The sequence below is a fragment of the Labrenzia sp. VG12 genome, from assembly GCF_002237595.1.
Classification (GTDB): Bacteria; Pseudomonadota; Alphaproteobacteria; order Rhizobiales; family Stappiaceae; genus Roseibium.
The window spans coordinates 2,564,556-2,579,249 of record NZ_CP022529.1; the positions used below are offsets into that span (position 1 = coordinate 2,564,556).

The following is a 14,694-nucleotide window of genomic DNA, read 5'->3' on the forward strand; positions in this document are numbered from 1 at the left end:
AGGATTCGCGCGCGCCAGTTTGCCCTCCGGCTGATCAAAATGCACCGTTAGACCTCCGATAAATTCCTTCAGTTGCCCGGATGGGCACGATGTTGGCGACAGGTCAAGGTTGCATTCTGTGTCGGAACTCCCAAAAATTGCCTGATTCGAAATAGCACTTGGCAAATTCACCAGCGACCCGCATTGTAATGAAATAACATTACTGATACCCGTAGCGGCTTCTTTCTCTGTTTCATCCTTTCCAGGAGAGCTTCCATGAAGAAATGGAATCTGACATCCGCGCTGACCGTTTTGATGGGCCTTTCCGCCGTCGCAGCAACCGGACTTGCGGCCACAACACAGCGGGTAGCTGCTGCTGACAAGACCCTTCGTATTGCCGTTCCTTTCGGCCCGAAAAGCTCCGCGCCGGATCCGCGCGCGCGCCAGAACGGCTGGCTCAGCAACCGGGCGGGGGTCTCTGAAACGCTGATCGGCCTCGGGCATGACATGACCATGCAGCCGCGCCTGGCGGAAACTTTTCAAAATGTATCGCCGACCGAGTGGCGCCTGGTGCTCCGATCCGATGTCAGGTTTCACGACGGCACGCCTATGACCGCCGAAGATGTGAAGGCCTCCTTCGAAAAGCTCGATATCGAAGGCCACCCAGGACACAATCCTCGCCTCTCCAGGCTTTTGGGGATCGAAAGCATCACCGTTGAGGGCGACAATGCCCTGCTCTTCAAAACCAGGAAACCCAACTCGGCGTTTCTCTGGTCACTGACGGAACCCTCTGCTGCCGTCATGAAGGAAGGCACTGAGGAGCTGCCGCTGATCGGCACCGGCCCCTTCGTGTTTGTCTCTGCCGAGACCGACAAGAGTTACGAAACACGCAAATTCGCAGATTATTGGGGCGGTGAGCCGAAGCTCGACCGGATCGTCATGGATGCGCTGTCGGATCCGTCTGTTGCCAAATTGGCGCTGCAGGCCGGTGATGTTGATCTCGTCACCAACTATCCCGAGCCTGACTTTGCAGCCCTCAAGGAGGCCGGAGACGGTCAACTGTTTTCCAATCCGACGACCCGCCTTTTCTTCTTTCAGGTGAGAACGGCCGATGGCCCCCTGGCCAACAAGGCCCTGCGCCAGGCGGTTTCGCTTGGGCTGGATCGCGACACGATCGTGGTAGCGTCCCTCAGCGGTGTCGGCGGTGAAAAAGCCAACAGCATCTTCCCGGCTTCCATGGCCTCCTGGGCGAACAAAAACCTGACGCTGGACTATGACCCGGTCAAAGCCGCAGCGCTGCTGGACGAGGCCGGCATCAAGGACACCAATGGCGACGGCAACCGGGAACTGAACGGCGAGGAAATCACCCTGAAGCTGCGCTCCTATGAGGGCCGTGCCGCGCTGCGCCCGACGCTGGAAATCACCCAGGCCCTGTTGCAGCAGATCGGCATCAAAGCGGAAATCGCCATGGGCGAATATGACGCCAACAACGAGGCGCTGAAGGCCGGCGAGATCGACATGCATCTGCAGGCCTGGGGCACCGCCCCGCAGGGTGACCCGGACTATTTCCCGAGCACGCTCGCGGAAAGCGGCGTCAGCTACAATTTCTCAGGCTATGCCAACCCCGAACTGGATGCACTCCTGGCCAAGGGCCGCGAGAATTTCGACGACGAAGTGCGCAAAAGCCACTACGACCGTGTTCAGGAGATCATCAACGAGGACCTGCCATTGATCCCGGTCTTCCACAAAACTCAGGTCTCCGTCGGCAACGGCAAGGTCGAAGGATATGCCATTCACCCGGCCGAAACCTACCTCGTGACGCCGGACCTGGACCTTGTCGACTGACACTGCCCCCCTTCTGAATCTGGACAACCTGTCGGCCCGCATTGGCCGGCAGGTGGTTCTGGACAAGGTCTGCCTGAAACTCGACCCCGGTGAATGCGTTGCAGTGGTCGGCGGTTCCGGCGCTGGCAAATCCACGCTTCTGCGTTGCGTCATGGGCCTGACCCGGCCGGCCAGACCCTTTGAGGGAAGTCTGACCTTCAACGGTTCCAGATACGATCTCGCAGCCAGGCCCAAATCGCGCAATCCGCAAGGCATGGCCTATGTGCCGCAGAACCCGGACTACGGCTTTGACCCGCTCAAACGGCTTCGCTGGCAATGGCGCCAGACGGCACGGCAGGTCGAGGCCGCCGGCGTCACGCCGACGGACAAGGAAAAGCTCTTTGAGGCGCTTGGGCTCAGCGACTTCGGATCCCGCTTTCCGCATCAATGGAGCCGCGGCATGCAACAACGGCTGTTGCTTGCCATGGCTTTGCTGGGCGCGCCGCGCCTGCTCATTCTCGATGAACCGACCTCCGCTCTGGATCCTCTGATAGCGGCCCAGGTTCTGCGTCTGGTGAGGGATCATGCAGCCCGGCACAACATCGCTCTGCTCATGGTCACGCATGACCTTGCGCTCGCAAGCCGCTATGCCAATCGAACCGCCATCATGGCCGAGGGACGGGTCGTGGAATTCGGCCCGACAGAGCGGCTTTTGAACGCACCGGCATCCGATTTCGGCAAGCTGCTCGTGTCCCACAGATCCTGGCACCGTGCCAATACCGCTTCCAACACCGAACCTGTTGCCGCCGAATAGCCGATCGATGCTTTCTGTAAAAAATCTCCATCTGAACCTGAACGGCGCCATCATCCTGGAACAGGTTTCCTTCACCCTGGAAAAGGGCGAAACCCTTTGCGTGATCGGTGAAAGCGGATCCGGAAAGACGAGCCTGTTACGGGCCCTGCAAGGCCTGCTGCCTGCCCGGTTTGATGACCTTCTGTTTCGCGCAGACGGCGCTGACCCGATCCGTCATGAAGGCAAATGGCACGGCGCTGCCGGTTTGCCTCACAGCCGCTGGGTGATGCAGGATCCGCTTGCCGCCCTCAACCCCCGCCAGCCTTTGGGTGTCTCCATCGCAGAGAGCCTCTACCGGCAGAAACGGACGCGCCGGGAATTGGACAGTGCGGTAGCGGATGCGCTGCAGAGCGTCGACCTGCCCTGTCACTTTGCCGCAAGACGCCCGTCAGAGGTTTCCATGGGCCAGGCCCAGCGCGCCTGCCTGGCACGGGCGCTCATTGCCAGACCGTCGCTGATTTTCTTCGACGAACCGTTGAGCGCCCTCGACACCGTCGTCCAGAAACAGGTCGCCGTCACCATGGACCGGATCCAGCAACAACATGACCTGTCCTATGTCGTTGTCACCCATGACCTTGGATATGCCGCCGCCTATGCGGACCAAATCCTTGTCCTGCGTCATGGCAAGGTCGAGGCCTGCCAGCGCGCAGACGCATTTTTTAGCGCGCCGGGAAGTGCCTATTGCGAAGCCCTGATTGACGCCGCACAAGTGCTCGGTGAACTTGCGCCGCCCCCTGGCGCTGACACTCCAGGTCTGGAGGCGCGCCCGTGAACGCACGCCAAAAACCCATGCAACAGGTTCTGGTCAGCGCCGCAGGCAGGCTTGCTGCACTGGGCAGCGTCCTCTTTGGCGTCAGTCTGATCACCTTTGCGATGACCTATCTCGCGCCGGGCGACAAGGCAGCCGCCATCGCCAATGCGCGCTATCCCGACACAAATGCCTTTTCACCTGAGATACTGGAGGCAATCCGCGAAGAGTTTTCCCTGAACGAACCGTTTTTTACCCAGTTCTTCCTCTGGCTCTCCCGGTTTCTGCAAGGAGATTTCGGCAACTCCTTCGCGTCCAACACGCCTGTCTGGGACATCTTCCTCGGCAACGCTGCCGAAACCCTGACGCTCACCCTGACGGCGTTGGTCATTGGCCTCTTGTGTGCCTTTATCTTGAGTTCAGTGGCAGCCTGGCGTCCGGGCAGTCTTACGGACAGGGTCGCCGTTGCCCTGGCGTCCATCGGGGCGGCCATGCCCAATTACTGGCTCGGTCTGCTGCTGATCCTCCTCTTTGCCGCCACCTTGAACTGGTTGCCCGCCTACGGCACCGGACCCCCCGCCCATCTGGTGTTGCCCGCCCTGACGCTTGCCTTCTGGATCACGGCCTCCCAGACCCGCCTGCTGCGCAGCTTTTTCCTGGAAGCGAGGTCGGCACCCTTTATCGAGACCCTGCGGCTGCGCGGTGTCAGCGAACGGGAAATCTTCTTCCGCCATGTCCTGCGCCATGCTTTGGTGCCCGCTTTCACCATGATCGGTCTGGACATCGCCGCCCTTCTGGAGGGCACGGTGATCGTTGAACTGACCTTTGCACGCGGCGGCCTCGGCTCCCTGCTGGCAGGTTCGGTTCTTTCAAGGGACTACCCGATGATCCTGTTTCTGGTGCTCTTTTCGGCGCTCGTCTATGTGCTTCTGAACACGCTGATCGAGATCCTGCAGGACATCCTGGATCCGAAGTCGTCTCTCTTCACAAAGCAGTCGGCCAAAATAGCCACCGGAGGCCGGTCATGAGCACAGCGCTGGACAGTCTGCCGGCCGAGCAACAGGACTTGCGCAGCCAAAACCATGACACGGCCGCCGCCCGTTTCCTGCGCAGCCTTGCCTTCGGATTGGCGGGTCTTGGTGTTCTCATCGTCGCCGGCTTCGCGCTGACGCCCTATGGTCCGACCGATCCGGATTTCCTGAACAGGCTCTCGGGCCCCTCTGCCGCACACTGGTTCGGGACCGACCAGCTTGGGCGCGACATCGCCACAAGACTGCTTTATGGCGGTCTCTGGTCGCTCGGTCTTGCCTTTCTGATCACCACCGTCGGCGCATTGGTCGGTGTGATTGTCGGTCTGGCCGCCGGGCATTTCGGCCGGTTCGCCGATGTCGGCCTGATGCGCGTCACGGACAGTTTCTTTGCCTTTCCCGAACTGATCGCTGCGGTCACCATTGCAGGCGTGCTCGGCCCCAGCACGACCAATATGGTGCTCGCCCTGATCCTGGTGTCATGGATGAAATTCGCACGCCTTGTGCGCAGCCTGGCTGTATCGATTGCCCATCGCGACTTCGTTCTTCAGGCGCGTCTCAACGGGTTGCCCTCCTGGCTGATCCTCTGGCGCCACGTCCTGCCGAATATCGGTCCAAGCCTTCTGGTGCTCTGGACCAATGCCTGGTCGCGCAGCATCCTCTCCATTTCAGGTTTGAGTTTTCTGGGTTTCGGCGTACAACCTCCGCATGCAGAATGGGGCGCTATGCTGCTGGACGGCAAAAGCTACATGCAGACGGCACCTCACGTCATGATTTTCCCCGGACTGGCAATCCTGCTGGCCGTCTTGTCCATAAACCTTATCGGCGACCGGCTTCGCGACCTCTTCGCAAGCCAGGATGGCCACCTATCGGATTGACTATGAGCTCGGAATTCAAGGGCATTGTCCTGCGCATCGGAGCCACGGCGTTTTTCACGCTGATGGTTGTTTTCATCAAGTTTCTTGCCGACACCGTTCCGGTCGGACAGGTCGTCTTCTATCGCAGTGCCTTTGCGCTTATTCCGCTGGTGCTCTACCTGATGCTTACCAGGGAGTTTCCCTCCGGCCTGCGCACCAAACGGCCAGGTAGCCACGTCCTGAGGTGCCTTCTTGGCTGTATGGCCATGTTTGCAAGTTTCGCATCTCTGAAATTCCTGCCGCTTTCCCACGCGTCCATCATCGGCTATCTGGCGCCGGTTTTGGCCGTGGCCCTGGCGGCTGTCCTCTTGCGGGAAGTCGTCAGCAACGCCCGCTGGTTCGGGGTCATCTTCGGTCTGATCGGCGTTCTGATATTGGTCCTCCCAAGCGCGACGGCGGCAGAGGTCGACCGGGCCTATCTCATCGGCGTCGGGCTGGCGTTTGCCATGGCTGTCCTGACCGCAGGTGCCAAGATCCAGATCCGAAGCCTGGCGCTGACAGAAAACGCCGGTGCCATTGCCTTCTATTTCGCGCTCACCTGCACCGTTGCCGGGTTGGCAACGATCGGCTTTGGCTGGGTGACACCGACCTGGGAACAATTGGGCCTTCTGATCTGCACCGGTCTTGCCGGTGGTGTCGCTCATATCCTGATGACGGTGAGCTACCAGCACAGCGACGTCTCCAAACTGGCTGCCTTCGAATATCTGTCCCTGATCTTCGCAGTCCTCGCGGACGCTCTTTTCTTCGACATTCTGCCCGAACCGGTCTTTTACCTCTCTGCCGCTCTGATCATCGGCGCAACGCTGATCGTTGCCCTGAAGGACACGCGCCGGAAGGAGCAGACTGCCTGAGCACCCCAGGCGAGAGGCAAGCCCAGGAGGCGGACGACGCCTTCGAATAGACGCGCAACACCCAAGTCAACTCGTTGAAGTTGCGAGTCAAAAAAGGACTTGGGACAGAATGCTCTGACCGCTATCCTAGTTCAAAAGACAAGGCCATCGCAGACTCATGTGCGTTCGCAGGTGGCTGACAGTGACACGCTGACAAGCTGGTCGCTGAAACAACAACGGAGGAGCGGTCCTTGTCCAGCTTACGCGCAATTTGCAAAGTCGCGTTTGCCCTGACAACAATCTCCTTGTTGTGCGATCCCGTCCTTGCCGAAGACACGCCTTCGGATCCGGTCGTGCTTCGCACCGGACAGGCCGAAGACGGATATCTGCCCTTCCTGTTTCCAATGGGAGCGCCTCGACGTGGTATCTATGTCGAGATTGCCGAGCGTATTTCCGATCTGACCGGAATTGAGATCGAGTGGGGGATTTATCCCGCAACCCGAGGCCGCTACCTGTTCGAGCGTTGCAAGCTACACCTTGAATTCGGCGTCTCTCCGTCCTGGTACTCTGAAGAAGAGCGCGCCAACTCTCTGTTTTCCATCCCGTTCATGTCGCACACCGATGCTCTGGCCTATGCAGGCCCGGACAAGGGACTGGACAATATTGCGGTAGAGGGACAACCCGTTCTGGCAGTGCTCGGCTATCGCTATCCCACCTTCGACTTCGACGAACGGTTTGACGTCGATTCAGAACGCACGATGATCAGGATGCTGACAACAGGACATGCCAAGCTGGGCATCCTGCAAAAGACCGTCGGCCAATTTCTGGCAAGGGACATGGGCGTCGAGATTGCCTTTGCTCAGGACGTCCAGTCGACGGACCTTTCCTTGCGCATTCACAACTGCGCTGCAGAGCATCTTCCGGCCCTGAACAAAGCCATTGCCGAACTGAAATCCAGCGGCGAGATCGACCGGATCGTTGAGCGGTACCTGGAACCCAAACAGGCAAAAATCAGTCCCTGACGACGAATACCGAGCACCCTGCCCGGCGCACAACGCGCGCGGCGGTCGATCCCAGAAAATAGTCCTGAGCGGACGGATGGTGCGATCCGACAATGATCAGGTCGATGCCCTTTTCTTCCGCGTATTGGGCAATCTGGACGCCCGGCTTGCCGGTCACGACAGCGCAGGAAATCGCGTCATCGCCACCGGCCGCTTCGCGCAGTTTGGCTTCGATCTTGCCGGTCAGGTGATTGTCGATCTTCATCGTCACGAATTCGGAGACGAAGCCCGGAATATTCTCCAGCACGGTCATCAGGGTGATCTTGCCGCCATCGCCAAGCAGATGCCGCGCATTTTCCAGTTTGCGGTCAATCAGCGTTTCATGGTCGAGCGCGACCGGGATGAGGATATGCTTGTACATGTCTTTCCCTCCACTAAGGGACCCGCCCCGCATTTCTTCTGCAGACGGGCCCGGTCTCGGGCGGGGAAACAGGACAAACGTCTTGACCGCGGCAGGCAGTCTTTCCCGTCAGGCGTTTCCGGCCGCCAGCTTCCGAATTCCCGTCACATAGCGGGACGGGACTTCAATTCCGTTCTCTTCGGCAGCGCGCGTCGCCGCCAGACGTCTGGTTCCCGGAAGCCGTGCCCCCTCCATTGTCTCGATGCCCACCAGCAACTGCTCCAGCCGCTCGGTGAAAAGCGGGCTTTGCGGTTTGAGCGCGATCAGGAACTGTCCTACCCCCGGCGGCGGACCGTCCGCGGAAAAGAAAGAGGATGCCTCGGTGCTCAGGGCTGCCCCCGTCATCACCGTGGCCAGGATCTCCACCATCAGGGCGAGCGCCGTGCCTTTTGCGTCGCCGATCGGCAACATGGTGCCTTCCAGCGCTTCGCCCGCATCGGTGGTCGGGTTCCCGTCCCTGTCCTGCGCCCAGCCCTCGGGAATGGGACGCCCGGCCTTGTGGGCGTTCATGACCTTGCCGCGGGCGACCCGTGACAATGACAGATCGACCACCAGCGGCGCCCCACCCGTTCGCGGTGCGGCAAAGGCAATCGGGTTGGTGCCGAAGACCGGCGCCTTTCCGCCGAAGGGCGCCATGGCCGCGGGCGCATTGGTGACCATGATTGCAACCAGTCCCCTCATGGCCAGTTTTTCCACCTGAAGCGACAGCGCGCCGCAATGGTGGGAGCGGGTGATGCCCATGGCACAACACCCGTGTTCGAGGGCGATGCCGGCTCCCCTCTCAATCACCTTGTCGAGCGCGGGATAGGCAAAACCGAACCCGGCATCGGCCACAAGGCTCGTCGTTCCGACCTCCAGGATCCCGATTTCCGCATCCGCCACGATCTTTCCGCTTCTGACCTGCGCGAAATAGTCCTCCACCCGCGAGAACCCGTGGCCAACCTGTCCTTCGGCCTCGGCGGCAACAAGCGCCCTGGCAACGGACAGCGCCGTCTCGCCCGGAACGCCGGCCGCTTCAAAAGCGCTGCGGATCAGGTCCGTCGCTTCGGTGAGACTCAGGCGTTCGCTCGCTTCCATTAACGTGTCCTTTCGGCAGGCGACCGACACCGGGGCCGGTCACCTGCCCGATCGGTCTATGCGCTGCGGTAGAGTTTGGTCATCGAGAACTCCCGGTGACCCAGGGCCTCGGCCGCGGTATTGCGGCCATTGGCCGTGCGGCAGATCATTTCGATCAGAGCGTCGCCTGCTTCGTCAATGGTCATTTCACGGCGCAGAATGCCGGAGACATCCACGTCCACATGTTCCGACATCGTGCGCACGGTCCGCGGGTTGGCGGTGATCTTGATGACCGGCACAATCGGGTTGCCGACCACATTGCCCTGCCCGGTCGGGAAGGTGTGGATGACGGCACCACCGGCGGCCATCAGGGTCACGCACTCAGCGGCGGCGGAAGAGGAATCCATGAAATAGAGCCCCTTGCCGGATTTCGGGGCCTCCGCCGGGTCCAGGATGTCGATATACTGAGACGTCCGGCCGATCTTCTCCAAATTGCCGAGGGCCTTTTCCTCAATGGTGGTCAGCCCGCCTTCGATATTGCCCTTGGTCGGCTGACTGTCGGACAGGTCGTCGGTCTGGTGCGCGAAGATGACATCGTCCTGATAGGCCTTCCACATCTTGTACCAGCGCTCGCCAACCTCCTCGTTGATCGCGCGTTTCTGGCAGATATGTTCCGCGCCGGTGATCTCCGAGGTTTCGCCGAAAAAGCCGGTGATGCCTTCCGGCAGGAGCTTGTCATACATGTTGCCGACAGTCGGGCACGAACCAAGACCGGTGGTCGTGTCGCTTTCGCCGCATTTGGTGGAGACCCAGAGCTCTGAAATCGAGCACTCCTCGCGCTGCAGCTCGGTCGACCAGTGCACGAATTCCTTGGCTTTCCAGGAAGCGGCCCGAATGGTCTCGAAATCGCCGTTTTGCTCGATGGAGAATTCGGCGACCGGCTTGCCGGTTTCGCGAATGCCGTCGGCGATCCGCTTGGTCCAGCCCGGCTCGATGCCGATGACCACAACGGCGGCCACATTCGGGTTGGCGCCGGTGCCGATCATGGTGCGGAAATGCAGCTCGAGATCCTCGCCGAACTGCAGCCGTCCATAGGCATGCGGGATCGCCATCGTGCCCTTGACGTTGTTGGCAACGGCTTCGCAGGCTGCGTTTGAAATATCGTCGACCGGCAGGATGACAACGTGGTTTCTGACGCCCACGCGGCCATTCTCGCGCCGGAAGGCTTGCACCGTCATGTTGGAATATTTGGATGACATCTGAGCGGCTCCTTACCAGCGCTTGGTTTTGCAGTTGTGGGTATGGACATGGCCGCCCTTGGAAATGTCGGCGATGATCTTGCCGATGTCCTCGCCGTATTTGATCGCCGTGTCGCCGTCCTTCAGATCCTTGAGCGCGATCTTGTGGCCGATCGGCACATCGGCGCCCGCCGTCAGGCGAAAGGTCGAATTGTCATGGGTGACGCAGCACAGCATGTCCGTGCCGGCTGTCAGGCCTTCCACGACGACGACACCGACATTGTCGGCATGTTCGTGGACCAGCAGATGAGGGATTTCGGACATGACTGTCTCCTTAAATATCCGGTGTGAGTAGAATTTTGGGAACCGCGACCTGGCCGGAGCGCAGGTCGCTGAAGGCGCGTTGCCCCTCGGCAAGGGGCCGGGTCTCGACCCAGTCGAGCGGGCCCAGAAGACCGTCGAACATGGCCTTTGCCGTGTCGCGGAAATCCTGAGCGGTATAGGTGTAGGTGCCGATGAAGGTGATTTCCTGCAGCGTCATCCGGCGAATATCCAGCCCGCCCTCGGCGGAACCGAGCCCGATATGCACGATGATGCCGCCGGGTTTGGCCCGATCAGAAGCAGCCGCGCGGGTCGCGGCAAACCCGACCCCGTCAATGACCAGATCATAGTGACCGCTGTCGTCGGCTTCTTCCGGTGTCAGCACATTAAGGGCGCAGGTCTCGGCAAGATAGCGCGCGCGCTCCTTGTTGGGCTCAACCAGCCGGACATCACTGATGCCTTGGGCCTTGAGAGAAAGAGCCGCGCCCAGACCGATGGCACCGCCGCCGATCACCAGGGCGCGCGCCCCGGCCGGGTTTTCGCCCGCACCGCCGGCCAAAGCCGTCCTTGCCAGGCGGACCGCATGCCAGCCGCAGGCAATCGGCTCTGCCAGGGCGGCCTGCGCATCCGATACATGATCCGGCACCACCACGAGATTGCCCTCCGGCATGGCCAGGCGTTCTGCAAAGCCGCCTTCGCGCGGCGGCATCGATATGATCTGCCGGGTCGGACACAGATTGTCCCGGCCGGACCGGCAGGCCTCGCAGGTTCCACAGGTGACGAGCGGATTGACGGTCACCCGTTTGCCGGCAAGCGCGCCGGACAGAACGGTGCCGGCCACTTCGTGCCCCAGAATGAGCGGTGCCGGGCGGCGGTCGTCATGCCCTAAAAAGGCATGCATGTCCGATCCGCAGATCCCGGTATGGGCCACCTGGATGAGCGCATCCCCCACCGCGGGAACAGGATCTTCCACGTCCCGGTAGGACTGCGCCTCGGGCCCGGTATAGACAAGCGCCTTCATTTTGCGGTGAACCCTCCATCGACCATCAGCACCTGCCCGGTGACAAAGCGCGAGGCATCGGAACTCAGGAAAAGCAGCGGTCCGTCGATGTCGTCAAGATTGCCGTTGCGGCCGATACAGGTCTGGGCCGCGTTGCGCGCCGCCCGGTCTTCATCGCCAAAGACCGCAGCAGTCAGTTCCGTTGGAAAGAAGCCCGGCCCGATGGCGTTGGCGTTGATGCCGTCGCTGGACCAGGCTTCCGCCATGGCCCGGGTCAGCTGGCTGATCCCGCCCTTCGACGCGCCATAGGCGATCCCGCCCGGAAAGGCGCGCTCGCTCTGGAGCGAGGCAAAGGTGATGATACGGCCCCAGCCCTGGTCCCGCATCGCCGGCACGAAGGCCTGACTGAGAAAAAACGGGACCGTCAGGTTCAAGGTCATGGTGATGTCCCAGCCTTCCGGCGTCACTGCGTCGGCCACCTGGCGCGTGTTGATGCCGGCGGCATGCACCAGGATCTGCGGCGGTCCGAAGGGGGCCGCGATCTGCGCGGCCACCTCTGAAAGCTGTGCCCGGTCGCTCAGATCTGCGGACACACAGGCGGTGTCTGTGCCCGCTTCGGCGCGCCAGGCCTCCAGATCCGCGGCGCGGCGCGCCACGCCGACAACGCGCGCGCCGGCCTGCGCCAGCACGGTCGCCGCGCGGCGGCCGAGACCGGAGCTTGCCCCGGTCACGCAGGCCACCTTTCCAGAAACATCGAACAACCCGTTCATGCCGTCAGGCTCCGGCATCCGCGGTCAGATCGAAACTTTCGTCCGGGAAATACTTCTTCAGACGGATATCCGCGGTGCGCGCATGGCCCTCCATGCCTTCCAGCCTGGAGATCCGGGCCGTGGCTTCGGCAACCGGCTTGGCGGCATCGCGGGTAGCCCGCTGCCAAGTGACGATCTTCATGTATTTGTGGACCGAAAGGCCGCCGGTATAGGTGGCAGCGCCCGAAGTCGGCAGCACGTGATTGGGGCCGGATGCCTTGTCACCGAAGGCCACGGTGGTCTCTTCACCCAGGAACAGCGAGCCGTAGCAGGACAGACGCTCCTTCCACCAGTCGAGATCCTGAGCCTGCACGGTCAGGTGTTCAGGCGCATAGGCATCGGACGTGGCAGCCATTTCCTCGCGCGTGTCGCACAGGATGACTTCGGCATAGTCGCGCCAAGCCGCTGCGGCATTGTCCCGGTTCACCTCCGGCAGATCGTCGATCAGCTTCGGCACCAGTGCCATCACCTCTTCGGCCAGCGCGCGCGTGTCGGTCACCAGCCAGACCGGCGAGTTGTAGCCGTGCTCGGCCTGGCCGACGAGGTCGGCAGCCACCACTTCGGCGTCGGCGGACCCGTCCGCCAGGATCAGACTGTCCGTCGGTCCCGCGATCATGTCGATGCCGACGCGGCCGAACAGGATGCGTTTTGCCTCGGCAACAAACTGATTGCCCGGCCCGACCAGGATGTTGGCCTTGGGCAGGCCGAAAAGACCGAAGGTCATGGCCGCAACGCCCTGGACACCGCCCATGGCGAGGATCTTGTCCGCACCGCAGACCTTGGCGGCATAGATGATGGCCGGGTTGATGCCGATCCCCGGACGGGGCGGAGAACAGGCGATGATGTTCCGGCACCCGGCAACCTTGGCCGTTGTGACGGTCATGATCGCACTGGCAATATGGCTGTACCGCCCGCCCGGAATATAGCATCCGGCCGTATCGACCGGGATGCTCTTCTGGCCGGCAACAAGCCCCGGAATGATCTCGACCTCGACGTCCTGGCAGGTTTCCTTCTGTGCCTCGGCAAAGCGCTGCACATTGGCGTGGGCGAATTCAATGTCCCGCTTCAGCTTGTCGGGAACCTGCGCGGCGGCAGCCTCGATCGCTGCATCGGAGAGGAGAATGTCGCCCTCGTACTTGTCGAACTTCGCCGCATAATCAAGTGCCGCTTCATCGCCGCCGGCCTCGATCGTATCGAGGATTTCCTGAACGATCTTGGTGGTTTCGGACGCGTCGGTCTTCGAGGTCAGAACCGCTTTCTTCAGATATTCCACAGACATGGTGGGCCCTACTTGTAAATCTCGGGAAGCAGCGTTGTGGAGATCGCCGGCACATAGGCGATCAGCAACGTCACGAGGAGCATGAAAAAGACGAACGGAACGGCGCGGGCGGCGATCTTCAGGATCGACTCCCCGGTCAGTCCCGACACGACGAAGAGGTTGAGACCCAGCGGCGGCGTGATGAACCCGACGCCCAGCGCGGTGATCATCATGATGCAGAACTGGATTTCGTTCATGCCGATATTGTCGGCCAGCGGCTTCAGGATCGGCGCCAGGATCACGATATTCGGCGTGGTCTCCATGACGCAGCCGGCCGCAATCAGAATCAGGATCATCAGGAGGATCAGGATCGCCGGTTCCTCGGTGATCGAGGTCAGAGCATAGACGAAGCCTTGCGGCACACCGAGGATCGCCAGCGCCTGCGCCAGCGGCAGGGAGAAGGCAATGATCGGAACGATGACGCCGTTCACCTTGGCCGAGCTGACCAGCATGGCCGGGAAATCCGAGAGTTTCAGTGTCCCCAGGATGAAGCCCATGCCGATCGTGACCACCACGGCCACCGCGCCGGCTTCGGTCGGTGTCAGGCGACCGGAAAAGATGCCGTAAAAGATGATGCCGGGCACGATAAAGGCATACCAGCCGGACTTCAGCGCCTGGCCGAGATTGGCCGCCCATTCGCCGACCGTCATCAGCCCGCCGCCCTCATAGGCATAGATCCGGTTCATGACGATGTTGGTCACCAGGATCGAGATGAGGATCGCAAGCCCCGGGATCACGGCGGCCAGGAACAAGGTCGAGGCGGAAATACCAAGCACGAGGCCGATGATGATATAGGCGATCGATGGCGGGATCAGGATGCCGGTACAGGCCCCGGCGGCGACCAGCGCACAGGCATAGGGACGCGGATAGCCGCTTTCCACGAGCCGCTCGATGGTCATGCGACCGACCGCTGCAGCGCCTGCCGCATCGGACCCGGAAATGGCGGAGAACATGCCGCAGACCAGGACGGTGGCCGACCCGAAGCCGCCTTTCGCCCAGCAGGTCAGCGCTTCGGCGACATCCAGGAACTTGCGGCTGAGACCGGTCCGCACAAGAACGTCCCCGGTCAGGATGAACAGCGGCACCGCGGTCAGCGCGAAGTGGTCGATCCCGTGAAAGAGGCTTTCACCGACCAGCGACAGCGGCAGGGCGCCGGAAATCATCAGCATGGCGATGGCAGCCGCACCGATGGCGGCCCAGACCGGAACGGCCAGCGCCACGAGCAGGACGAAGATCAGGACAGGACCGTAGAACTCCCAACCGAGTTCGACTGTCTGTTGTTGCAATTGTTGCCAGAGCATCTTTGCCTCCC

General features: G+C 61.4%; 15 protein-coding genes. 7 read left to right on the plus strand and 8 right to left on the minus strand.

Annotated features, from left to right (window positions below):
- Positions 1-255: 255 nt before the first annotated feature.
- From CHH27_RS11975 to CHH27_RS12005, 7 genes are all read left to right on the plus strand, one after another.
- A complete protein-coding gene (locus CHH27_RS11975; protein WP_094071793.1) occupies positions 256-1,824 on the plus strand; it encodes an ABC transporter substrate-binding protein in 1,569 nt (522 codons plus the stop codon).
- The gene (locus CHH27_RS11980) at positions 1,814-2,617 is read left to right on the plus strand and encodes an ATP-binding cassette domain-containing protein (RefSeq protein ID WP_208988836.1); all 804 of its coding nucleotides are present in this window, start codon (positions 1,814-1,816) and stop codon (positions 2,615-2,617) included. The genes CHH27_RS11975 and CHH27_RS11980 overlap by 11 nt, the downstream gene beginning before the upstream one ends.
- A gap of 7 nt (positions 2,618-2,624) precedes the next feature.
- A complete protein-coding gene (locus CHH27_RS11985; protein ID WP_094071794.1) occupies positions 2,625-3,428 on the plus strand; it encodes an ABC transporter ATP-binding protein in 804 nt (267 codons plus the stop codon).
- Positions 3,425-4,432 carry an ABC transporter permease gene (locus CHH27_RS11990; protein WP_208988845.1) on the plus strand — a complete coding sequence of 336 codons (1,008 nt, stop codon included), beginning with the start codon at positions 3,425-3,427 and terminating at the stop codon, positions 4,430-4,432. The genes CHH27_RS11985 and CHH27_RS11990 overlap by 4 nt, the downstream gene beginning before the upstream one ends.
- On the plus strand, positions 4,429-5,310 hold the full coding sequence (locus tag CHH27_RS11995; RefSeq protein WP_094071796.1) for an ABC transporter permease: 882 nt from the start codon (positions 4,429-4,431) through the stop codon (positions 5,308-5,310). The genes CHH27_RS11990 and CHH27_RS11995 overlap by 4 nt, the downstream gene beginning before the upstream one ends.
- A gap of 2 nt (positions 5,311-5,312) precedes the next feature.
- Complete coding sequence (locus CHH27_RS12000; RefSeq protein WP_094071797.1) at positions 5,313-6,200, plus strand: DMT family transporter; 888 nt, start codon at positions 5,313-5,315, stop codon at positions 6,198-6,200.
- Positions 6,201-6,430: 230 nt separating this feature from the next.
- On the plus strand, positions 6,431-7,201 hold the full coding sequence (locus CHH27_RS12005) for an ABC transporter substrate-binding protein (protein ID WP_157738884.1): 771 nt from the start codon (positions 6,431-6,433) through the stop codon (positions 7,199-7,201).
- On the opposite strand, the gene CHH27_RS12010 is transcribed toward CHH27_RS12005, so the two are convergent.
- From CHH27_RS12010 to CHH27_RS12045, 8 genes are all read right to left on the minus strand, one after another.
- On the minus strand, positions 7,191-7,601 hold the full coding sequence (locus tag CHH27_RS12010; RefSeq protein ID WP_094071799.1) for a universal stress protein: 411 nt from the start codon (positions 7,599-7,601) through the stop codon (positions 7,191-7,193). The two genes, CHH27_RS12005 and CHH27_RS12010, sit on opposite strands and share 11 nt — an antisense overlap.
- A 108-nt stretch (positions 7,602-7,709) precedes the next feature.
- Positions 7,710-8,717: an Ldh family oxidoreductase gene (locus CHH27_RS12015; protein ID WP_094071800.1), complete on the minus strand. Its 1,008-nt coding sequence runs from the start codon at positions 8,715-8,717 to the stop codon at positions 7,710-7,712.
- A 56-nt stretch (positions 8,718-8,773) separates the two neighbouring features.
- Complete coding sequence (locus CHH27_RS12020; RefSeq protein WP_094071801.1) at positions 8,774-9,955, minus strand: UxaA family hydrolase; 1,182 nt, start codon at positions 9,953-9,955, stop codon at positions 8,774-8,776.
- Between the two features lie 12 nt (positions 9,956-9,967).
- Positions 9,968-10,258, minus strand: coding sequence for a UxaA family hydrolase (locus CHH27_RS12025; RefSeq protein WP_094071802.1), 291 nt, complete (start codon positions 10,256-10,258; stop codon positions 9,968-9,970).
- 10 nt (positions 10,259-10,268) lie between these two features.
- Positions 10,269-11,276, minus strand: coding sequence for a zinc-binding dehydrogenase (locus tag CHH27_RS12030; RefSeq protein WP_094071803.1), 1,008 nt, complete (start codon positions 11,274-11,276; stop codon positions 10,269-10,271).
- Positions 11,273-12,025, minus strand: coding sequence for an SDR family NAD(P)-dependent oxidoreductase (locus tag CHH27_RS12035; RefSeq protein ID WP_094074698.1), 753 nt, complete (start codon positions 12,023-12,025; stop codon positions 11,273-11,275). The genes CHH27_RS12030 and CHH27_RS12035 overlap by 4 nt, the downstream gene beginning before the upstream one ends.
- Before the next feature lie 4 nt (positions 12,026-12,029).
- The gene (gene hisD / locus CHH27_RS12040) at positions 12,030-13,343 is read right to left on the minus strand and encodes a histidinol dehydrogenase (protein ID WP_094071804.1); all 1,314 of its coding nucleotides are present in this window, start codon (positions 13,341-13,343) and stop codon (positions 12,030-12,032) included.
- An 8-nt stretch (positions 13,344-13,351) separates the two neighbouring features.
- The gene (locus tag CHH27_RS12045) at positions 13,352-14,683 is read right to left on the minus strand and encodes a TRAP transporter large permease (RefSeq protein ID WP_094071805.1); all 1,332 of its coding nucleotides are present in this window, start codon (positions 14,681-14,683) and stop codon (positions 13,352-13,354) included.
- Positions 14,684-14,694: the final 11 nt, after the last annotated feature.